18 protein-coding genes and 1 pseudogene are annotated in these 21,927 nt (G+C 42.4%); 7 read left to right on the top strand and 12 right to left on the bottom strand.

Annotation, left to right across the window (positions count from 1 at the left end; all coding sequences use genetic code 11):
• Positions 1 to 57: 57 nt before the first annotated feature.
• The 5 genes from parC to FTU29_RS15555 all read right to left on the bottom strand — a co-directional run bounded on the left by parC (position 58) and on the right by FTU29_RS15555 (position 6,778).
• A complete protein-coding gene (gene parC / locus FTU29_RS15535) occupies positions 58 to 2,277 on the bottom strand; it encodes a DNA topoisomerase IV subunit A (RefSeq protein WP_180122737.1) in 2,220 nt (739 codons plus the stop codon).
• A gap of 163 nt (positions 2,278 to 2,440) precedes the next feature.
• Positions 2,441 to 3,760: an MFS transporter gene (locus FTU29_RS15540; RefSeq protein WP_180122739.1), complete on the bottom strand. Its 1,320-nt coding sequence runs from the start codon at positions 3,758 to 3,760 to the stop codon at positions 2,441 to 2,443.
• Between the two features lie 144 nt (positions 3,761 to 3,904).
• Positions 3,905 to 4,549 carry a trimeric intracellular cation channel family protein gene (locus FTU29_RS15545; protein ID WP_078189475.1) on the bottom strand — a complete coding sequence of 215 codons (645 nt, stop codon included), beginning with the start codon at positions 4,547 to 4,549 and terminating at the stop codon, positions 3,905 to 3,907.
• Positions 4,550 to 4,608: 59 nt separating this feature from the next.
• A complete protein-coding gene (locus tag FTU29_RS15550) occupies positions 4,609 to 5,076 on the bottom strand; it encodes a YchJ family protein (protein ID WP_180122741.1) in 468 nt (155 codons plus the stop codon).
• 130 nt (positions 5,077 to 5,206) lie between these two features.
• Entirely contained in the window at positions 5,207 to 6,778 is a 1,572-nt protein-coding gene (locus FTU29_RS15555; protein ID WP_078192606.1) for a TerC family protein, read from the bottom strand.
• A gap of 320 nt (positions 6,779 to 7,098) precedes the next feature.
• Between FTU29_RS15555 and FTU29_RS15560 the strand changes: the two genes are divergently transcribed.
• Entirely contained in the window at positions 7,099 to 7,719 is a 621-nt protein-coding gene (locus tag FTU29_RS15560; RefSeq protein ID WP_078192607.1) for a TIGR00730 family Rossman fold protein, read from the top strand.
• Positions 7,720 to 7,804: 85 nt separating this feature from the next.
• Here the strand turns inward: FTU29_RS15560 and FTU29_RS15565 are convergent, their stop codons facing one another.
• On the bottom strand, positions 7,805 to 8,770 hold the full coding sequence (locus FTU29_RS15565; protein ID WP_180122744.1) for a hypothetical protein: 966 nt from the start codon (positions 8,768 to 8,770) through the stop codon (positions 7,805 to 7,807).
• A gap of 156 nt (positions 8,771 to 8,926) precedes the next feature.
• Positions 8,927 to 9,064, bottom strand: a complete 138-nt coding sequence (locus tag FTU29_RS15570; RefSeq protein ID WP_180008096.1) for a hypothetical protein — start codon at positions 9,062 to 9,064, stop codon at positions 8,927 to 8,929.
• A 200-nt stretch (positions 9,065 to 9,264) separates the two neighbouring features.
• On the opposite strand from FTU29_RS15570, the gene mdtD reads away from it, so the two are divergent.
• From mdtD to FTU29_RS15600, 6 genes are all read left to right on the top strand, one after another.
• Entirely contained in the window at positions 9,265 to 10,656 is a 1,392-nt protein-coding gene (gene mdtD / locus FTU29_RS15575; RefSeq protein ID WP_180122746.1) for a multidrug transporter subunit MdtD, read from the top strand.
• Positions 10,657 to 10,733: 77 nt separating this feature from the next.
• Positions 10,734 to 11,519, top strand: coding sequence for a GH25 family lysozyme (locus tag FTU29_RS15580; RefSeq protein ID WP_180122748.1), 786 nt, complete (start codon positions 10,734 to 10,736; stop codon positions 11,517 to 11,519).
• Positions 11,520 to 11,578: 59 nt separating this feature from the next.
• Positions 11,579 to 12,592 carry an MBL fold metallo-hydrolase gene (locus FTU29_RS15585; protein WP_180122750.1) on the top strand — a complete coding sequence of 338 codons (1,014 nt, stop codon included), beginning with the start codon at positions 11,579 to 11,581 and terminating at the stop codon, positions 12,590 to 12,592.
• A 63-nt stretch (positions 12,593 to 12,655) separates the two neighbouring features.
• Complete coding sequence (gene dinB, locus FTU29_RS15590) at positions 12,656 to 13,711, top strand: DNA polymerase IV (RefSeq protein ID WP_180122757.1); 1,056 nt, start codon at positions 12,656 to 12,658, stop codon at positions 13,709 to 13,711.
• Positions 13,712 to 13,946: 235 nt separating this feature from the next.
• Positions 13,947 to 15,263 carry a shikimate transporter gene (shiA, locus tag FTU29_RS15595; protein ID WP_180122766.1) on the top strand — a complete coding sequence of 439 codons (1,317 nt, stop codon included), beginning with the start codon at positions 13,947 to 13,949 and terminating at the stop codon, positions 15,261 to 15,263.
• A gap of 29 nt (positions 15,264 to 15,292) precedes the next feature.
• Positions 15,293 to 15,649: a RidA family protein gene (locus tag FTU29_RS15600; protein ID WP_180122760.1), complete on the top strand. Its 357-nt coding sequence runs from the start codon at positions 15,293 to 15,295 to the stop codon at positions 15,647 to 15,649.
• A gap of 81 nt (positions 15,650 to 15,730) precedes the next feature.
• Here FTU29_RS15600 and FTU29_RS15605 read toward each other — a convergent pair whose 3' ends face one another.
• The 5 genes and pseudogenes from FTU29_RS15605 to FTU29_RS15620 all read right to left on the bottom strand — a co-directional run bounded on the left by FTU29_RS15605 (position 15,731) and on the right by FTU29_RS15620 (position 21,691).
• Positions 15,731 to 16,273 (bottom strand): DUF2726 domain-containing protein, encoded by a 543-nt coding sequence (locus tag FTU29_RS15605; protein ID WP_078189487.1) that lies wholly within the window; start codon positions 16,271 to 16,273, stop codon positions 15,731 to 15,733.
• Positions 16,274 to 16,707: 434 nt separating this feature from the next.
• Positions 16,708 to 19,119, bottom strand: coding sequence for a YgiQ family radical SAM protein (locus tag FTU29_RS15610; protein WP_180122762.1), 2,412 nt, complete (start codon positions 19,117 to 19,119; stop codon positions 16,708 to 16,710).
• Positions 19,120 to 19,345: 226 nt separating this feature from the next.
• Positions 19,346 to 19,888: pseudogene (locus FTU29_RS15615) on the bottom strand (M48 family metallopeptidase); the annotation flags it as partial.
• A 24-nt stretch (positions 19,889 to 19,912) separates the two neighbouring features.
• Positions 19,913 to 20,176 (bottom strand): hypothetical protein, encoded by a 264-nt coding sequence (locus tag FTU29_RS17540; RefSeq protein ID WP_257226947.1) that lies wholly within the window; start codon positions 20,174 to 20,176, stop codon positions 19,913 to 19,915.
• Positions 20,177 to 20,491: 315 nt separating this feature from the next.
• A complete protein-coding gene (locus FTU29_RS15620) occupies positions 20,492 to 21,691 on the bottom strand; it encodes an MFS transporter (protein WP_180122764.1) in 1,200 nt (399 codons plus the stop codon).
• Positions 21,692 to 21,927: the final 236 nt, after the last annotated feature.

Consider the following 21,927-nt stretch of genomic DNA (forward strand, 5'->3'; position numbering starts at 1 on the left):
GCATCCATTTCACGAATAACAGCATATATAACGTATTTCGTTCCATGGATGCTAGTATTATCTTTGAATGAACAGTTTATTTGCTTTTTGATATCCACGTGGTAACAACACGCCTTTCGATGCACGTTTACCCACATATTTTTGCAGATCGTCGCCTTTAAGCTTTAATTGTTGATTTCCTGCAAGCACTTGAATTATTTCATCTAAATTCAAAGTTGTCATGGATACTATTTGATCTTTTGCTTCAAGTTGTATCAATTTATTACCTTTACCCTTATTCAATACTGGTAATTCATCAAGTTCAACCAACAGCAAACGCCCCGCAGAACTGAGGAGTGCAAGATGTGTTGCATTCTCAATCGCCGTTAAATTCATGACCGCCGCGCCTTCAGATAAGGTAAGGAAGGCTTTACCTGCTTTTGCATTGGTATCGAGGTTTTTGGCTTGGGTTTTAAAGCCATAGCCTTTACTACTCATCGCCAAGACTTCTGTTTCATCTTCAGCAATAAATACTTGTTTAAAGCCGACACCACTTGCAGGTGCAAGTTTAGAACTCAGAGGCTCACCTAAACCACGCGCGGATGGTAAAGTATTGATGCCCAAAGCATAGCTACGACCGGCATCATCTAAGACATAAACGCGTTGATTTGATTTACCTTGCGCATGGCTGAGATATTGGTCACCTGCACGGAAATTTAAGTTCTCAGCATCGACTTCATGACCTTTCGCCGAGCGAATCCAACCCGCTTCAGACAACACCACAGTCACAGGATCTGCAGGAAGCATATCTTGTTCATTAATCGCATGGGCTTCTGCACGTTTCACAATTGGAGAACGGCGGTCATCACCAAATTTCTTCGCATCTTCTTTAAGTTCATTAATGATCAATGCTTTTAATGACTCAGGATTCGCCAATTGTTCACGAATAATGGCTGCTTTGGCTTCCAATTCTTCTTGTTCACGGCGCATTTCCATTTCTTCAAGTTTTGCCAAATGACGTAACTTAAGTTCTAAAATCGCTTCGGCTTGAATTTCATCGATATTAAAATGCGTCATCAACACCGGTTTAGGCTGATCTTCTTCACGAATAATTCGAATCACTTCATCAATATTCAGATAGGCAATGATCAAGCCTGCAAGTATATGTAATCGTTTTTCAATTTTATTCAGATGATAAGTCAAACGACGTGTTACGGTATTTTTACGGATTTCGATCCATTCCAACAAAATACGGCGGATCGATTTCACTTGCGGACGACCGTCAGCGCCAATCATGTTCATATTGACACGATAGCTCGACTCTAAGTCGGTGGTTGCAAATAGATGACTCATCACCGATTCAGCATCAATACGATTCGAGCGCAGGACGATCACTAAACGTGTTGGATTTTTATGATCTGACTCATCACGTAAGTCCGTGACCAATGGCAACTTCTTCGCCTGCATTTGATCTGCAATCTGCGTGATCACTTTTGAGCCTGAAACCTGATACGGCAACTCCGTAATCACGATTTCATTTTTCTCAATACTGTACACCGCACGAGTTCGATAACTACCGCGACCTGTGGTTTGAATTTTGAGTAATTCTTCTGGAGAAGTAATAATTTCCGCACGTGTCGGCAAATCAGGCGCAGGAATATATTCTGAGACTTTCTCATCGGTTAAGTTTGGATTGCGAATTAAGGCGATGGTGCCCTTCACCACTTCACGTAAGTTATGCGGTGGAATATCCGTTGCCATACCCACAGCAATACCCGTTGTGCCGTTGAGTAAAATATTTGGAACACGTGCCGGTAAATTCACTGGCTCTTTCATCGAACCATCAAAGTTATCCTGCCAATCACAAGTCCCTTGTCCTAACTCAGACAATAATAAATCACTATAAGCAGACAGTTTTGCTTCGGTATATCGCATCGCTGCGAAGGATTTCGGATCATCTGGTGAACCCCAGTTTCCCTGACCTTCAATAAATGGATAGCGATAACTAAACGGCTGCGCCATGAGGACCATGGCTTCATAACAAGCTGAGTCACCATGAGGATGGTATTTACCCAGTACATCACCAACCGTACGTGCAGATTTTTTTGGCTTACCCGTTGGCTTTAGCCCGAGCTCGCTCATCGCATAGACGATACGACGCTGAACGGGTTTTAGACCATCACTGATATGTGGCAATGCACGATCCATAATCACGTACATGGCGTAGTTGAGATATGCTTGTTCGGTAAATTCTGCTACGGAACGGTTTTCTGTCGCATGATGCGCAAGGCTTGTCATAACAACCTGTAATCCTAAATTGTTCGTTCTTTATTGGGTTCTTATGCTATGTCGCAGGTGTCCCCTATACAAGGGGATGATCTAACACTCTGCGACAAATTGTGTCTTATGGCGTAAAAATATCCATTTTATTCACCATGATCAACTAAAAATTCAACAGTCTTTATAGACCAATGGATTCTAAAGTTTTGCCTTTGGTTTCTTCACCTAAAACCAAAATCACCACGGCAACGGCAATTAAGACTGCTGTAAACATCATAAAGACATAGCTAAAACCATGATCCATATCCATCATATGTGTCACAGCAAAAGGCGCGGCAATGCCCCCGATCCGACCAATGGCACCCGCCCAGCCCGAACCAAAGGCACGAATATTGGCCGGGTATTGTTCTGGTGTATAGGTGTAAAGTACGCCCCAAGCACCGAGATTAAAGAAGGACATTAAACAGCCCCAAATCACAATCTCTGTCACACTGCCAGACTGACCGAAGAAATATGCCGAAATGGCACACATCCCAATGAAGCCCGCCAACGTAGCTTTACGACCTAATTTTTCGACCAACCATGCAGCTGCAATATAACCCGGTAATTGTGCCAAAATCATGACCAAAACATATTCAAAGGATTGAACAATGGTGTAGCCTTCTTTGACCAATAAGCTTGGTAACCATGTAAAAATACCGTAATAAGAAAAGACGATACCGAACCAAATAAGCCACAGCATTAAAGTACGACGTGCAAAAATGCCTGACCAAAGCTGTGAAAAACTGATATTGTGCTTTTCTGCAACCGGTTTGACCTCAAAGATTTCAACAACTTCTACACCACATTTGGCTTCAATCTTTTTCACCAATGCATGTGCTTCATCAAAACGTCCACGGTTAATCAAATAAGGTACAGATTCAGGCACCATTTTCCAAATCACGATCGCATATAACGCAGGAATACCGCCAATCAGGAAAGCCGCATGCCAACCAAAATCCGGAATAATAAAGCGTGATACCAATGCAGCAACCAACCAGCCCAGCCCCCAAAAACTTTCTAGTAAGACAATAAAACGTCCACGTACATGAGCTGGAATATATTCACTGACCAAAGTCACCGCGACTGGGAGTTGCCCCCCTAAACCTAAGCCGACAATAAAACGAAATACCAACAACCAAGTTAGATTAAGTGCAAATGCACATGCAGCGGTAGCTAAGCTATAAATTACCAATGTCCATGCAAACACTGTTTTTCGGCCGAAGCGATCTGCCAGTCCTCCAGAAAACACCGCACCAATCGCCATCCCAACAAAACCAATCGAGACCACCCAACTTTTATCATTTGGCGTCATGGCCCAATCTTCAGCCATTTTCGCTAAGATAAAGGAAATGAGTCCCGTATCCATGGCATCAAACATCCAGCCAAGGCCAATAACCCAAAGTAAAGTGTAGTGAAACTTACCGATGGGTAAGCGTTGTATACGTGAGACTAAGTCCATAACAAGATCTCTGAACTGGTGGAAGGATGAACACTGCTTTCCCAACAGGATGTATGATTTTGCGTTTTTTAGTATAGATCCATGCAAAAGACCGACCATTGATCCGTCTTTTTAGCATTTTAATGTGATGTTATAGCAACGCGGTTACGACAAATCTTTTGAAGATACCGACTGATCATCATCATCTTTATAAATGAATTTAGGCATTTCTAAGCCAAAGTAAATGGCGATCAGACGTAAGGTGAAACCGAAAATGAGCGTCGCAATGACGGTCAATTCTAGCGATAAGCCAATCTCAATGCAGAGCCAATAACAAATCACGGACACAAAAGAAATACTGGCATAAAGTTCACGACGGAACACCAGCGGGACATCGTTACACAGGATGTCTCGTAAAATACCGCCAGAGACCCCAGTTAACACCCCTGCTACTGCAGAGACGACAAAACCATGGCCCATTTCTAAAGCAATTTGACAGCCAATAATGGTAAAACCTATGAGACCAAGGGCATCGAGAACCAAGAAGATATTACGAAGATGACGCATCCACTTTGCAATCAGGATGGTGACAAATGCAGCAAAGCAGGTCAGCATGAGATATTCAGGATGCTTAACCCACGTCAGTGGATAGTGCCCAAGTAGCACATCACGAACCGAACCGCCCCCCAGTGCCGTGACACAGGCAATCAATGTTACCCCAAACCAGTCCATACTCCGCCGACCCGCAGACAATGCACCTGTCATTGCTTCTGCCGTGATTGCGATAATATAAATAACGGTAAGTAACATCGCCCTTCTTCCACTGAGGGTTGAGATGCGCGCTATTCTAAGCTAAATCTGCTCAAATGTTATAAAAATTGCGCACAACATTGTTTAAATTTTCGTCCAGAACCACAAATACACGGCTGCTTCATGGTGATTTTCATCTCTGTGGTCGGATCAAGGAAATACCAGCGCTGCTCGAACTTCACAAAGTGTGAAATTTCATGATGTACCTGCGCTTGCTGCCCATCGTGATAATGGGCTTTAAATTCAACTTGAGCATGGTTTTTATCGAGTTTTTCTTGGGCTTGTACAACTTCAAGTTTTAACCACTGATTGGCCTGACTCCACGCTGCAATGGCACTCACATCCAAGGCTTGCTGCTGTCCAAGCGCAGTTGTTTGTACAATATAATCAATCTCATGCTGTGCAAAAGCACTATAACGTGAACGCATCAACTGCTCTGCAGTCTGTGCATTTTCACGCCCCGTATGTAAGGGCTGACAACAGCTACCATATTCACCTTTGCCACATGGACATTGGACTTGTGACATATTTGTTTCCATAAAAAATAGCCTGACAATGCAGGCTATTTTAACGGATCTTTCCACACAATTTTCATCAGCAGTATGTGAATCAATATTGATCTATATAGATTAAGCTGAATGTTCTCTTGGCTTCAGCTTAATCTTCAGTTGGCATGGGAATGACATGCACTTTTTCGATCTTATGGCCATCCATTGTGACCACTTCAAAGATGTGTTCATCCGCTTTGAATTTTTCACCATTGGCTGGTAAACGGCCCAAATGAAATAAGATATATCCGGACAATGTCGAATACTGTTCAGCATCATCCACCAAGTCACGACCCAACAATAAAGACACGTGGCGAATATCGGTTGAGCCATCGAGTAACAATGAACCATCATCGAGACTTTCTGCTGCCGTTTCCGGTTCATCTTCATCGGGGAACTCACCAGCAATCGCTTCTAAGACATCGATCGGTGTTGCAATCCCTTCAATTGAACCGTATTCGTTCAACACCAAAGCCATTTGCAACGGTGCTTGACGTAGCTGTTCCATCACCATCAAGACTTGTGCATTTTCATGCACCACCACAGGCTCACGGAGATGTTTTTCGAAATCGAGTACGCCTGTTTCAATATAGTCATTCATGACTTTATGAGTCAGTACCGCACCCGCGATATTGTCTAACTCACCATGGGCCACAATTAAACGTGAATGCGTGGTACTGAGTAATTGAGCACGAATCGCCTCAGGTTCTTCATCTAAATCAATCCATTCCAGTTCAGGACGAGGTGTCATCACGGACTTTACTGGACGCTCAGATAAACCCAGTACCCCTTGTACCATGACACTGTGGTAAACCCCGTTGTCTTCATCAAAGACTTCATCAGCAAAAGCACGTGTTGCAAGCACATCTTCATTTTCATTTTGATTGTCTGCAACATTTTTCCCACCGAGCATACGCATCACAGCTGAGGCTGTGCGATAACGTAAGTCTGTGGTTGTGACCATTTTTTCCTGATTATGACGCATGGTTTGGTTCAAGAACTCAATCATGACAGAGAAACCAATGGCCGCGTATAAGTAACCTTTTGGAATATGGAAACCAAAGCCTTCGACTAAGAGCGAGAAACCGATCATCATTAAGAAGCACAGGCACAGAATCACCACCGTTGGGTGACGGTTCACGAAGTTCATCAGTGGTTTAGATGCCCACAGCATAATGCCGACAGCAATAATGACCGCAATCATCATGACAGAAAGGTGTTTCACCATCCCGACAGCGGTAATCACGCTGTCGAGCGAGAACACGGCATCGAGCACCACAATCTGCACAATCACCATCCAAAACGTCGCATGCACAGGATTTTCTTCCTTTAGCATAGGCTTGTTTTCAAGACGTTCACGCAGTTCCATGGTGCCTTTAAATAGCAAGAACACCCCACCAAACAGTAAAATCAGATCTCGACCGGAAAATGGATGGTCGAAAATATGGAACAGTGGATTGGTTAGAGTCACCACCCATGCAATCGAGGCCAGTAAGATCAATCGCATACACAGTGCAAGCAATAAGCCGACAATCCGTGCAGTATTACGCTGTTCTGGCGGTAATTTTTCCGCAAGAATCGCAATAAAAACCAGGTTATCGATACCTAAAACAATCTCAAGCACCACCAGTGTCAATAAACCCACCCATGCAGATGGGTCGGACATCCATTCAAAGATCATAATTGTATCTCCTGAATGTTATTCACACGTGGATCATGCTGATTTGAAGATGAAATGCATTGGACATGCGCAAACGCTTTTAATGGCGTTCTTTCTAATATTTTGATGTGTGCTGAGTGACAACAACCACTACCCATGACGGTTCTTTAGCTTAAAATGAAGTTTTAAGTATAGCAAGTTAAGGTAAAAATTCACCCTTTTTTACCAAAGTACAATCTCAGTATGGAAGAATTTAAACCCAATGATGACATTAAATTGTCATATTTAGCTGCCAATGTAGTGTCATAAAAAATAACATGCTAAGGTAAAATTAAAACGTAATGAATAGCGGATTAAAAATGACAGAAAAACGTGGTAATCCTTCTCCTGCTACAACACAACCTTTAATCGCACTGTATTGCGGCTCCCGCTCTGGTAACAATCCAATTTATCAAGAAAAAGCCATCGCATTAGCGCAAGGCTTGGCTGAACATGGTTTTGGTCTGGTCTATGGTGGCGCCAGTATTGGCCTGATGGGTCAAGTCGCTGACGCTGTGGTCGATCATGGCGGCGAAGCCGTGGGTGTGATTCCTGAGTTTATGTTGGATTATGAAATTGCACATAATCATTTGACTGAACTACACGTCGTGCGCAGTATGCATGAGCGTAAAGCCATGATGGCAGAACGTGCAAGTGCCTTTGTTGCTCTGCCCGGTGGTCTCGGTACATTCGAAGAAATTTTAGAAATCGCCACTTGGGGACAGTTGAATCAACACCAAAAGCCGATGATGCTTTATAACGTCAATGGCTTCTATGATGCACTAATTGCACAATTAGACCATGCGGTCGCTGAAGGTTTCTTGCCGCCGCAGCATCGTGCCAAGCTGATCGTATGTAATTCTTCGAAGCAGATCTTTAGTGCACTGAAAAATTTAGATTGCCCGAAAAATTTCGTGGTCTAACTGTATTTTAGATGTCAAAAAGGGGAATAAATCATTCCCCTTTTTTATTACTCAATATCCTACTTCAAATCGAGATCGTGTCGACTTAACCTGACACCATACGATAGAACCATGGCAATGTTGTCGCTAAGAAAATACTCATCAACAAACCAAGCATCAATTTCATCGCATCTTTGCTGACATTTCGTGAAGTTCGATATTTATTCACTTCATGTAAATGCATGGACATGGCAAATTCACGTCCTGCGAGTAAGCCCAAGAACACCCAAGTGGTACTCATTGGAATATTACTCCACTCTTTGAACACCAATAAAATCAAGGCATACATAAAGTCGATAATGGTTGCCGAGCGGATATCAGCCACACCCGTTTTGGTGTCGATAATGCCCTGAATCGCCCCACCACGTTGGTACAAAATGATCCCAAGCAGTACGATAAACACCACAATTGCAAAAATCAGGAACTCCAGCGGCACCTGACGAGGGACGTAGACAAAAATATTGGCCAAATCCTGAATCAGCCACTGACTCCATAAAAATGCCGTCGAAACCCACTGTAGTCCCACCCAAATATTCGAGGGGGTTTCATCACGTGTTTTACTGAAATAAACCGAAATGCCTTTAATCACAAAACGGTAAATAATAATCGCGACAACAAAAGCTACCGCATAACCCATCATCGACTTGGTTAACATCGACCCGAGACTACTCGGAGAGAAAATCGTCAACACTAAGAATGTGGTACTGACTGGAATACCGTAGCGAGTCAAAATGATCAGTAAGATCGGTGGCACAATATAGAGCCACGTTACCCCTTCTGCGGGAAATGGAATCGTTTCTAAACGACCATAAGATGCATCCCCCACGCCAGAACTGTACCAACCATAAACCAATACAATGGCTAGAATACTGCTGACATAGATCCACAACAGCCACCAAGGGCGATGCGCATTGGATGAAATAAAGGTTCCCAATGTCTGTGGCACATCATTACCGACAATAGAATAGGCCGCGAGACAGAAGCCTATGACCATCAGAATTTCGATTGTCATGAAAACAAAACACCTTTGCCATAAAGAAAAAGCCCTCCAATAAATGAAGGACTTGAGCGCATTATGACAGTTTATCTGGCGTTCATACAATTTTGTGCCGTGCTTTTCTCGACATTAAAATAAAAATTTTAGATAAAACAACAATTTAAAATTAAATTATTTCAATTTAATCTGATAAACCGCAGTGCTACCGTTCACTTCATTTCCAACCACCAACAAAGGTTGGGCATTGGGCGAATCTTTGGCCGCAATAAAAATCAGACCTTCAGGTCCCACATCGCCTTGTTTAACCATATCAGTACCGAAACTTGTAGTTTCATGTTTTCATTCGTCTTTTATTAAAATATGACCAATTTATAAACATTAGGTTGCATAGAGATGAAACTCTCATTGCATTTTTCTTGCAATTTTTTGGCTCAATTATGCAAAGCTTTTACTACATCCAAATGGCAATATTCATTTAAACTGTTTAAAAATCTCAGCTTTATTGACTTATGAATAGCACGCCAACGCATCAGGCTTTACAACCCGAATTTAGACTTCTAGTGCTATTGGTCTCTATTGGCTTTTTTATGCAAGGGCTAGATACGACCATCGTCAATACCGCAATCCCAGCGATGGCAAGAAGTTTGGGCGAAGACCCGCTTCAAATGCATAGTGTGGTCGTGGCCTATGTCTTGTCTGTCGCAGCGTGTATTCCCTTAAGTGGTTGGTTGGCCGATCGTTTTGGTGTCCGAAATACCTATTTCACAGCCATTATTATTTTTACATTAGCATCACTAGGCTGCGGTATGGCCAATAGCCTGAATGAGCTGCTGGTTTATCGGGTAATTCAGGGCATAGGTGGCGCATTACTGCTACCTGTTGGGCGTTTGGCAATGCTCAAAGTAATTCCTCGGACACAGTTTTTATCGGCCATGAGTCTGATGAGCCTTGCCGGTTTGATGGGCCCCTTAATTGGCCCTACCCTTGGCGGTTGGATGGTGGAAGTCGCAACATGGCATTGGATCTTTTTAATTAACATTCCAATGGGACTGCTAGGGGTACTCATTACCTTTAAAGCCATGCCCAATGTGACCGAACCGAGCGTACAACGCTTCGACTTTATGGGTTTTTTCTTATTGGTCATCGCCATGGTGGGGTTATCGTTAGGCATTGAAAACTTTGCCAGCCCGCATCTGCCGCTATGGTGGAGCCTGCTTTTGGTCGCTGCGGGGATCATCGCTGGTTTGATCTATGCCTTTCATGCACATACCCATGCCAATGCGCTGTTTCGCAGTAAATTATTTCAAAATCGGATCTATGCCATCGGTATTATTGGCAACTTCTTTGCCCGCCTTGGCGGCAATGCCATGCCATTTTTGATTCCCTTAATGCTACAAGTGGCTTTTGGCTTTGAGCCCTTTATCACTGGTTTATTGATGATACCGACAGTACTCGGTTCATTGGCATCAAAACCGATTATTCGTCAAATTATTCAACGTTTTGGCTATCGTAAAGTGTTATTGGTAAATACTTTCTTGGTTGGCGCCTGTATTTGTAGTTTTGCACTCTCTACGGCTGAAACCCCCACTTGGTTACGTGCCTTACACTTTTTTATTTTTGGTATTTTAAATTCGCTGCAATTCGTTTCGATGAATACCTTAACCCTCAAAGATTTACCTCAGCAAGATGCCAGCAGTGGCAACAGTTTCTTGTCTATGATTATGATGGTTTCGATGAGTATCGGTGTGGCTTTGGCAGGGACTTTAGTCAACGTGTTTACGGCCTATTATGGTGCTGCACAAATCGAAACAGCATTCCATAGCACCTTGATTTTACTCGGCTGCATTAACCTGATTACCGCAGCGATTTTTTGGCAGATTCCTAAACATGTGGATGTCTAAACCTGTGTCATCAGGCAAATCTATGACAGATCAACCTTTAAAGGGTTATGATAAAAAGGATACTTGGATACATTTTCATGCCTAAAAAAGCCAAATCACGTACCACAAAAAGTTCACTCAAAAAATACAGCCCGATTATTGCACTTAGCGCTATCAGCGGCGTCATGGTAGTGGCAGGACTAGGTTATTTAGCCGTGATGCCGCATCGCCCTGCATCTGCAGAAGAATATCCTGTCAAAGGCTTTGATGTTTCCCATCATCAAAAAGATATTCAATGGTCAAAAATTTCACCTAAAAAATACCAATTCGTTTATCTCAAAGCCACGGAAGGTGGTGATTTTAAAGATCGAAAATTTCAAGACAACTGGTTACAAGCACGGGAAAATGGTTTTTTAGTTGGGGCCTATCATTTTTATCGTCTGTGCCGTGATGGCAAGATTCAGGCGGAAAATTTTATTGCTTCCGTGCCGAAAAAAGCCGATGCCCTTCCTCCCGTGATTGATTTGGAATATGACACCAATTGCATTAACACCTACAGCAAAGAGCAGTTACTCAAAGAAATCAGCTATATGCATGATCGCTTGCACCGCCATTATGGCAAACAACCGATTTTTTATACTTCGAAGTCTTTTTATAATATTGTCTTAGCTGGCGAGTTTAAACAGACGCCGCTGTGGGTCCGCGAATATAAAGGCCCACCCGATCTAAAAAACAATCCGAAATGGCTGATTTGGCAACATACTAATCAAGGAAAAATTCAAGGCATCTCGACCACCGTCGATTTAAATGTATTTTCAGGTGATGCCAAGGCATGGACTGATTTTTTAGACAAAAATGGCGTTTCCCCGATCAAACCCCGTTGATTTATTCACCGACTCAGGACAACATCGAAGAAAATAATCCATGAAAACTGAGTCGCAGGATGCGTATTTTAAAAATTTTTCTTATTATATTTTCAGTCTTTATAGTCCTCGCCATCGGGATATTGGAATATTTGATCCAACCTTCAGGGACCTTGGCAGCGTTTAAAACGTGGCATTATCAACATCCCGCACAAAGCACTACAGATACTCACTCAGCGGCGCCCTATCACGTGAAGTTCTTTGGTGTTTCGACTTTACTGTTTGACGATGGCCAAGAGCAAATCCTCATCGATGGCTTCTTTAGTCGACCTTCGCTCAGTCAGACCATATTCACTCAAATCCAAAGTGATCAGCCTTTATTACACAGCTATATCGACCAATACGACTTAAAACGCACACGTGCTATTTTCGTGACTCATTCACATTATGATCATGCGCTCGATATTCCAATGTTGGCCCACCAGCTCCCCAAGACCATGATTGTCGGATCTAAAAGCACCTTAAATATTGCACGGGCGATGCCAGTCGCTGAATCACAACTACACGAAGTTCAAGCTTGGCAACCGATGCAAATCGGTAAATTCACCATTACTGCCATCCCCTCGCAACATACTCCGCCAACGGCCGTGAATGATGATTTGGGGGAAGAAATTTCGCAGCCACTGCAACTCCCTGCACATTTTAGTCAGTTTAAAGAAGGTGGATCATATGACTATCTCATCCAACATGGGCCGCATTACAGTTTAGTCAAAGCCAGTACAGGTGCTGTGCCCAAACAGTTGCAAAAACTAAAAGTCGATACTTTATTTCTAGGCATCGCCCAACTTTCCAAGCAAACGGCAGCGTTTCAACAGCAATATTTCAAAGAAACCTTAGCGACTCTTCAACCCAGCACCGTGATTCCAATTCATTGGGATAATTTTTTCAAACCACTGAATCCAGAGCTCGAATTTTTGCCCCGCTTTGCCGATGACACCCCTCAAAGCCTAAATCTATTAATACAGTCGGCAGCAGCTCAAAACACCAAGGTGGTTTTACTCAGTCAACCTGTGTCGTTCGAGTTAAAAAATTGAGGAAAGCGTTGGATTGACTGTGCGATACTGACATTCAATTTTTAGGCACTGATCTAACTAGGCATGAGGAAAATCATACATATCGACATGGATGCATTCTTTGCATCAGTAGAGCTGCGGGAACGTCCAGAACTCAAGCAGCTTCCTGTTGTTGTGTCTTCACATCACCCTCGTGCAGTCATCTGTGCCGCATCCTATCCTGCACGTGAATTTGGTTTACGTTCTGCAATGTCGATGGCACAGGCCCGTAAACTCTGCCCACAGGTCGTGGTGATCGAACCTAATTTTGAAAAATATCGTGCTGTTTCGGCGCAAATTCATGCCATTTTTCAACGCTATACGTCGCTGATTGAGCCACTATCTTTAGACGAAGCTTATTTGGACGTCACAGAAAATTTACAACACATTCCGAGCGCTACCGAAGTCGCTATGCGAATTCAGGCAGAGATTTTACAAAGCACTGGTTTAACTGCCTCCGCAGGTGTCGCGCCCAATAAATTTTTGGCTAAAGTCGCTTCTGATTGGAACAAACCTAATGGCATTTGTATTATCAAACCTTCACAAGTTCTGCATTTCATCCATGACTTGGCACTGAAAAAAATTCCTGGTGTGGGAAAAGTCACTCAAGAAAAATTAAAAGCCATGCAACTCAATACATTGGGTGATTTACAACAAATTGAAGAAGCCGTTCTGATTCATCATTTTGGTAAATATGGCCGACAACTCTATCTGTATGCACACGGGATTGATGAACGACCGGTCCAATCTAGCCGCGAGCGTCAGCAGATTTCCAAAGAAACCACTTTTGATGATGATCTCACCCTGAGCCAATGTCAGCCCTATTGGCCCAAACTGATTGACCAAGTTTGGTCTAGTTTAGAAAAAAAGCAGTTAAGCGCGCGCGGTGTATCGGCCAAATTAAAACTGAAGAATTTCCAAGTGCTACAGCACAGTAAAAGTTTTAAAACGTCACTGAATCATCGTGAAGACCTTGCGCAGGTATTGCAGCAATTACTGCATGAAATGCATATTTCCGAGGACGATCAATTTCGCCTGATTGGCGTAGGGGTTTATCAATTAAGTGCGCAAAACCAAGAAACACAACTTTCGCTGCTCTAAAAACTTCAAGAAGATCGTATTTGCTTAAGATTTAGGCAGAAGAACAAAATTAAAGCAATTTGCTATTCACAAAGCCTAAAATTAGAGTACTCTATCAGCGCACTACATTATCCGTGTATGCGCTGAGATGCTGAAAATCACCTTTACTTTCAGCATGCTGTCCTGTGATTGGCGTGACGATCAAATCCGAATATTACAGGGCAACTCTGTTGTCAATCATGGAATACCCCGCTGTATGCCTTCTGCAAAATCTGCTCCAAATCCTCAAAATATTTCACAAAATCAAGAACAACGCGCTCGTAAAGCCGCATTAAGTAGCTTCATTGGTGCCGTAGTCGATTGGTACGACTTTTTACTTTATGGCATTGTTGCCGCACTCATTTTCAAAGATCTGTTTTTCCCTAGTATTGGCAACAATATGGGCACGCTTGCTGCTTTAGCCACATTTGGCGTCGGCTTCCTGTTCCGCCCCTTAGGCGGCATTGTATTTGGACACTTTGGTGACAAATTGGGTCGGAAAAAAATGTTGGTGCTCACCGTCATCCTGATGGGGATTTCGACTGTCGGTATCGGTTTATTACCCAATTTTGCGGCCATCGGTTGGTGGGCCCCGATCCTGCTCGTAACACTTCGGGCAATACAGGGTTTTGCTGTCGGTGGTGAATGGGGCGGCGCTGCCCTGATGGCTGTAGAAAATGCCCCGAAAGGCAAAAAAGCCTTTTACAGTAGTGGTGTACAAATTGGCTATGGCGTCGGACTCGTTCTGGCAACAGGCGCTGTGTCTTTGATTATTGCCACTTTGGGTGAAGATGCTTTTGCCGATTGGGCGTGGCGAATTCCCTTTATTGCCAGTATTGTCTTGCTGGCTATCGCAATGTGGATTCGACGTGATCAAGACGAATCACAAGAATTCGTCGACCATATGGTCAAAGCTCAACAAACGCCACAAAAATTACCGATTCTGCAAGCGATTAGCCAACACCCAAAAGCCTTTTTCTACATTATTGCGCTGCGCCTGACCGAGTTACTCACCATGTATTTGGTGACGAACTTTGCACTGAATTATTCCACCGCTCAATTGGGCATGGACAAACAGTTCTTCCTGAATATCACCTTAATGGTTGGTGCCATTAGCTGCTTCAGCATTCCGCTCTTTGCGTGGCTAGCAGATCGATTTGATCATCGTAAAATGTGTGTTTTGGGTGGATTGATTGGTGCGCTTTCTGCCTTTCCATTCTTTATGGCCCTTGATGCTCAAAATACTTGGCTGATTATTGTCGGTGCAATTTTCCTTGCCAATATTGCCCATGATATGGTGGTGAGTGTACACCAGCCGATTTTTACCTCCTTGTTTGGTACCGCCTATCGCTACAGTGGCGCAGGTGTCGGCTATCAAGTGGCTAGCATTATCGGTGGTGGCTTTACCCCAATGATTGCAGCAGCTTTGGTGATTTGGGGTGATGGTTCATGGCATTATGTGGCAATCTACCTTGCTGTCGGCTGTTTATTGACGGCCTTAGTTGCAGCTACGATGCCTAAAACTCAAGATTAAGTGCTCTTTTTGCTTTCAGGATATTCCGCATGACCATCCAACGCCTGCATGTTTCAAAACGCTTTTCCGAAATCGCTATTTCTGGTCAATTGATCCATTTGGCAGGTCAATTGGCAACAGACCTTGATTTAGACATCAAAGGACAAACACAGCAAACATTTGAGCTTATTGATCGGTTCCTTGCAGATGCCGGTACAGATAAAAGCCACATTATGTCAGTGACCATTTATCTTAAAGATATTGAACAAGATTATGCCGCATTCAATGAGGTATGGGATACGTGGGTATCAGACATTGAAGCATTACCAAGGACTTGTGTCGAAACCAAATTATACGACCCTCGTGTACTGGTAGAATTAACGGTCGTAGCCGTTAAGCCTGAATAATCATTAAGCCTAAATAACCATTAAAAAAAAGCATGTCTAAAGACATGCTTTTTTTTGCAAAAGATTTTGGTCTTTGAATCCCTAAGATCCAATAATTTTGATCTTTTTACGTTCCAAATCTGAATATAAATGATATTTTTTCAGATCATTAACCGGTACAAATGGCGCTTGTACACGCTGCTCATTTAAGAAATCTTCGCGTAATTGAACGTACTCAGGCACATCATCATAACGAATGACCCGATAGCCTGCCAAAGCGAGCAAAGCATCTTGATATTGCGACTGCTGCATCCGTTTTAGCACCATCGGATCATCTAAAGCGACGATCGCCAAGATCTGATGCTGTTCATCTAAGACGACAAAGTCCGCCACCATATTTCGATACTTGTTCCGCGTACGATAATATTTCGTGGTCAACAGTGCATCAAAAGACACATGCGCGAGGATCGTATGCTTAGGCAAAATTTCTTTTAAACGCGTGTAGGTTAATTGCTCATTAATGTTGAAAATAGCACGTTGTTTCAATGCGCTATCTTGTTGCTTAGAATCACCTTCTAAACTTTTCCAAGCCATTATGAGCACACAGAAGAGTAAAATACTCCCTATTACTATGTATATAGTCATCTCATAATCCTTTATATTTCTTATATTTTTGGTTTTTGACATACTTCTTATGAAGACGAAGTATACAACCAGTATTATTTTTTTAATTTCCTATTAAAAAAAATAACTCTAACTTTCACACAATACGTATTTAAACTGACAAAAAGTTGCAAACTTAAAGCGTTAAACATCACATGCCACTTCGTTCAGAGTAATAGCATCCATTGCTATATACAGATACTTTAGATCATTCGCTAAAACGACAGCAAGTGCATTTCCTCTCACTGTCAGACAATTCCGATAAGCTGTCAAATTTTGCTCGTATTTCATTGAGATAACCGACACACATATGGCATTGAGCTTGTAACAGCATATAAAAATGCAAACTTTCTTATGCTGCCGAGCATAACACCCATAAAAAAAGACACCGAAGTGTCTTTTTTTATTTAATCATTTTAAGCGCGTGATTTAGGCTTCGATTTTCCTTTGGGTTTCGGACCGCCAAAAGGTTTTTTCGCATCACCCGTTTCACGCGGCGGCAGACCAGTATGCTGCGTCAAGATTTGACCGCGCTCAGGACGCTTCTTGGTATTTGAAGGACGCGATTGAGCAGCCTTCGTCCGATTACCTTGTTCGCCTGTACGTTTTTGTGAATCACCCGCAATGCTTGAATTCTTTTTACGTGCAGATTGGTATTGACCATCAGCACTGCCAGCCGGTTGATACGTCGGAATCAAATGCTGTTTTGAGTTACCAATCAGATCCTGACGGCCCATTTCTTTGAGCGCGTCACGCAGCAATGGCCAGTTGTTTGGATCATGGTAACGCAAGAAGGCTTTATGTAAACGGCGGCGTTTTTCACCTTTCACGATATCGACATTTTCGGTATAACGCGCCACTTTAGCCAGCGGGTTTTTACCGGTGTAATACATGGTGGTTGCAGTCGCCATTGGTGATGGATAGAAGGTTTGCACCTGATCGGCACGGAAACCATTCTTCTTCAGCCAAATCGCCAAGTTCATCATGTCATAGTCCGTCGTACCCGGATGCGCTGCAATAAAGTAAGGAATGAGATACTGCTCTTTCCCTGCTTCCTTACTGAAACGATCAAACATTTGTTTGAAACGGTCATAGGTCCCGATCCCTGGCTTCATCATCTTCGACAATGGGCCTTTTTCAGTATGTTCTGGCGCAATCTTCAGGTAACCGCCGACATGATGTGTCACCAATTCTTTGACATATTCTGGGTTTAACACTGCAAGGTCATAGCGTAAACCAGAACCGATCAGAATCTTTTTAATCCCCGGCAATGAACGCGCTTTACGGTATAACTGGGTTAAAGGCGCATGATCGGTATGTAAGTTTTGACATACACCCGGGAATACACACGACGGCTTACGACAGTTCTTTTCAATCTCAGGATCTTTACATGCCAAACGGTACATATTGGCCGTTGGTCCGCCTAAGTCAGAAATAATCCCGGTAAAGCCCGGTGCTGTATCACGAATTTTTTCAACTTCACGCAAAATCGATTCTTCAGAACGGTTTTGGATGATACGCCCTTCATGCTCTGTAATTGAGCAGAAGGTACAGCCGCCAAAACAGCCGCGCATAATGTTCACAGAGAACTTAATCATGTCAAAGGCAGGAAAACGCGCTTCACCATACGCAGGATGTGGCAGACGTGCATAGGGTAAATCAAACACGTAGTCCATCTCTTCCGTCGTCAATGGAATCGGTGGTGGATTTAACCAGACATCACGTTCACCATGCTTTTGCACCATCGCGCGCGCATTGCCCGGATTGGTTTCCAAATGCAAAATACGGTTGGCATGTGCATACAGCACAGGATCATTCGCCACATCTTCATAGGCAGGCAAACGAATCACCGCCAATTCACGCGGCGGCAATTTATGCTTAATGGCTTTTGATGCAGGTTGCAGCTGCACGATTTGCGTGTCGGCGTCTAAATTATCGCCTTCACGAACAATCGGATTTGCTACCGCCTCTTTTTGGAAGCCCTGATATTGCGTAACGCTGTCTTTGCCTTTCTCGATTTCACAGCCTTCAAGGTCTTCAGTCATCACGTACGGGTTAATGATCGGATCGACACGGCCAATCGCATCGACATCATTTGATGCGATTTCAACAAACTTCGCTTTTGAAGCCCGGTTATTTTTATTCACAATAAATGCAGTACCGCGGACATCCGTAATCTCTTGGATTTTTTCACCGCGAGCCAAACGATGCATGATTTCCGTGATTGAACGTTCACCATTACCATACATCAATAGATCGGCTTTCGAGTCCATCAATACTGAACGGCGGACTTTGTCTGACCAATAATCATAATGTGCAATACGGCGCAGCGAGGCTTCAATACCGCCCAATAATACAGGCACATCTGGATAAGCTTCACGCACACGTTGGCAATATACCGTTGCTGCACGGTCTGGACGTTTATTCGGTTGATTATCCGGAGAATATGCATCATCCGAACGGATTTTACGGTCTGCCGTATAACGGTTGATCATCGAATCCATGTTGCCGGCAGTCACGCCCCAAGCAATATTTGGTTTACCCAATACACGGAAGGCTTCTACATTGGTCCAGTCTGGCTGTGCAATAATACCCACACGGAAGCCTTGCGCTTCTAAAGTACGACCAATAATGCCTGAGCAGAATGATGGATGGTCAATATAGGCATCACCACAGACCAAAATAAAGTCACAACTGTCCCAACCGAGTTGATCCATTTCTTCGCGTGACATCGGCAAAAATGGCGCAGGGTCAAAACAAGACGCCCAATATTTGTCGTAATCAAACAACGCTTTTGGCGCAGTCTGCATAGTATAAGCAGTAGACATGGCTAGCAATTCTCGGCTGGCAGATGGAATGATCTGAAAAAAGATCAAAGAAGATGAAAGCCGATCATTTTACCATGAATTCCATTCATCATGCTTGATTATAATTTATACAATAGCTAGAGAATCATTGAATTGTTTTATATAGACATCAGATGTAATAGTGCTGTAGCACGACTATAAAACTAGATTTAAAAATCATTTGGATCTTTGTACAATTTAAATCAATCTAGAATGTGTCATGAGTTATCGCATTTTTATTCAACATTACAGCCTGCGCCTGTTGAAATTGAATGTGCATTTCAGGTAAATATTTTTCAATATAAACCTTACGCTTATCTATACTATCTTGAGTCATCAATGGTTTTACATCAAGCATTTGACGGCGTGTCGTTTCCTGCTGATATTTTTGCCAAAAACTCAATGCTGCATTTGGATCAAAGCCCGCTTTCGACATCAGATAAAGTGCAAGGACATCAGCTTCTAGTTCAAATTTTGAAACTTTAGGCAGAAAAACCGCTTGCCCACTCACACTACTGGCAGCCGTTGCAAGCGCACCGATACCCGCAGTTGAAGAAATCATCGCCACCTGACTTGCAAACAGCAGGGAAATCTTCTCACGATGATGATCACGCAATGCATGTGCGATTTCATGCGCCATCACAAATGCCAATTCATCTTCAGTCAGCTTTAAACTCCAATACAAACCCGTGTTAATGACAATTTTCCCACTTGGAAAACCATGTGCATTTAAATCTTTATTGAGATTCCCACTGACTTGCCAATCCCATTGACTCTAACCATGACGGTAAAACTCCGCATTTTGCTTGAGTTTATTTAAAACTTGATCCAATTTCGGATCTATGATCAAAAGTTGCTTGTCTTTCGCTTGATGAATAAATTGTTGATAGGTTCTATCCGCCTGTTTAGTTAATAACTTTTGAGGAACGATAAAAAACTGTTTTCGCTCTGCGCCTGCTGTCCCTAAATTCGTGGTACTTGTACAAGCTGAGATTAAGATAAAAACCAAAGCCATCATTAAAATAGTTATATTTTTCATAATCACCTTCAGTTTAAAACCAATGATGATCTATATATAATTCTAACCAAAAATAAATGCAAAAACATTAAAAAAATACAAATAAACATTTAATATCAATTATTTAAAAATATATTAAATTTTAAAAATGATAACCAAAAATATTTTATTTATTATATTGTGATGCGTTTCATTATTATGAGGCACCTTTTAAAAGAAATATTAGACCAAAGTTGTATAATCATAAAAATAATAAATTCCGCCATTTTTACAGTGTTATTTATATTAAAAAATAGATGTAAAACGAATATTAAATAATAGCTTATTCACATATTTCTATTTTAATTTATTCAATTTTATTGCTAAAAATAAACCGATCATCAAGATAACAGCAATAAAGCTCGTCAACCCAATCCAACCAGACATCTCCCAAACCAAACCACTACTGCTACCCAAAATACTAGAACCTAAGTAATAGCAAAATAAATATAAAGATGAACCTACGGCACGGTATTGCAGGGATTGAACTGATACCCAACTACTTGCCGTGGAATGCGCTGCAAAAAAAGCAAAAGTGAATACAATCAGCCCTAAAATGACTGACCAAAATGCCGGAATGAGCATGATCAATAGCCCCAACAACATCATGATCAGCATCGAAGGTAAAACTTTTGCCCGGCCAAAGCGTTTCCCCCAACTTGCAGCCCGAGGTGAACTATATATTCCTGCCAAATATGCTATGGAGATTAGTCCAATCCATGTTTGAGAAAGTTGATAAGGTTCTTCTAATAGGTGGTAGCTCATATAGTTAAATATAGAGACAAAACATCCCATGAGGATAAAGCCTTGAAGGAATAAAATTCTCAGCTTAGGATCTGCTAAATTTTTAACGAAAGATTCATAAAATCGGTTGAAACGAATGGGATAAGCTTGAAAATGTTGAGATGCTGGAAGTAATAAAAAGAATGCTGTGGCTATACATAGGTTAATGATGCCGATAATCATCATGGCATTTTGCCAACTAATATAGTCAATCAATACCCCTGCAATGAGACGACCACCCATTCCGCCAATAGCGGTACCTGAAATATACAGGCCCATTGCAAAGCCTATATCTTTTTGCGCAATTTCTTCACCTATATAAGTCATTGCAACTGCAGCAACGCCACTCACACTTAATCCGATCAGCACGCGATTCAATAAAAATATTTCCCAAAGTGCAAATATGGAACTGATAATTGAAAGTGACGCCGCCAAAAATAAAGCAGTGACCATCACAGGCTTGCGGTCGAATCGATCTGAAATCAAACCGGTGAAAAGCAGCCCTATTGCTAAGGCAATGGTAGAAAAAGATAAAGGAAAACTGCTATGTGTCGGACTGACATGAAAATAATCCGCAAAGATGGGCATCATCGGTTGTACACAATACAACGATGAAAAAATTGCGAAGCCTGCTAAAAATAAAGAAAATAAAATGGCAAGAAATGGCCGTGTGCCATATTCAATATAAGGAGAATTTGAGGCTAAATCAGACATGAGCTTTCCATCAATGACACGGATAGTATACGCCTTTCAGCCTTTAATTTAAAAATCACATAAAAATGAATGAAGAATTCTTTGTTTTCTTCCTTCGCCCCTTTTCTCCACACATAAAAAAACACCCCCTGACGTATCAGGGGGTGTTTCGAATAATGAGCTGGCGATGACTTACTCTCACATGGGTAACCCCACACTACCATCAGCGCTAAGAGGTTTCACTTCTGAGTTCGGGA

Source organism: Acinetobacter sp. YH12086 (assembly GCF_013419345.1).
Lineage (GTDB): Bacteria > Pseudomonadota > Gammaproteobacteria > Pseudomonadales > Moraxellaceae > Acinetobacter > Acinetobacter amyesii.

Coding starts and splice junctions, on each gene's coding strand:
- FTU29_RS15585 (WP_180122750.1), top strand. CDS start 11,579: ATGCGTATTTTAAAAATTTTTCTTATTATATTTTCAGTCTTTATAGTC.
- FTU29_RS15600 (WP_180122760.1), top strand. CDS start 15,293: ATGACCATCCAACGCCTGCATGTTTCAAAACGCTTTTCCGAAATCGCT.
- FTU29_RS15540 (WP_180122739.1), bottom strand. CDS start 3,760: ATGGACTTAGTCTCACGTATACAACGCTTACCCATCGGTAAGTTTCAC.
- FTU29_RS15560 (WP_078192607.1), top strand. CDS start 7,099: ATGAATAGCGGATTAAAAATGACAGAAAAACGTGGTAATCCTTCTCCT.
- FTU29_RS15580 (WP_180122748.1), top strand. CDS start 10,734: ATGCCTAAAAAAGCCAAATCACGTACCACAAAAAGTTCACTCAAAAAA.
- FTU29_RS15565 (WP_180122744.1), bottom strand. CDS start 8,770: ATGACAATCGAAATTCTGATGGTCATAGGCTTCTGTCTCGCGGCCTAT.
- FTU29_RS15545 (WP_078189475.1), bottom strand. CDS start 4,549: ATGTTACTTACCGTTATTTATATTATCGCAATCACGGCAGAAGCAATG.
- FTU29_RS15550 (WP_180122741.1), bottom strand. CDS start 5,076: ATGTCACAAGTCCAATGTCCATGTGGCAAAGGTGAATATGGTAGCTGT.
- dinB (WP_180122757.1), top strand. CDS start 12,656: ATGAGGAAAATCATACATATCGACATGGATGCATTCTTTGCATCAGTA.
- FTU29_RS17540 (WP_257226947.1), bottom strand. CDS start 20,176: ATGAAAAATATAACTATTTTAATGATGGCTTTGGTTTTTATCTTAATC.
- FTU29_RS15620 (WP_180122764.1), bottom strand. CDS start 21,691: ATGTCTGATTTAGCCTCAAATTCTCCTTATATTGAATATGGCACACGG.
- shiA (WP_180122766.1), top strand. CDS start 13,947: ATGCCTTCTGCAAAATCTGCTCCAAATCCTCAAAATATTTCACAAAAT.
- FTU29_RS15605 (WP_078189487.1), bottom strand. CDS start 16,273: ATGACTATATACATAGTAATAGGGAGTATTTTACTCTTCTGTGTGCTC.
- FTU29_RS15570 (WP_180008096.1), bottom strand. CDS start 9,064: ATGGTTAAACAAGGCGATGTGGGACCTGAAGGTCTGATTTTTATTGCG.
- FTU29_RS15610 (WP_180122762.1), bottom strand. CDS start 19,119: ATGTCTACTGCTTATACTATGCAGACTGCGCCAAAAGCGTTGTTTGAT.
- mdtD (WP_180122746.1), top strand. CDS start 9,265: ATGAATAGCACGCCAACGCATCAGGCTTTACAACCCGAATTTAGACTT.
- FTU29_RS15555 (WP_078192606.1), bottom strand. CDS start 6,778: ATGATCTTTGAATGGATGTCCGACCCATCTGCATGGGTGGGTTTATTG.
- parC (WP_180122737.1), bottom strand. CDS start 2,277: ATGACAAGCCTTGCGCATCATGCGACAGAAAACCGTTCCGTAGCAGAA.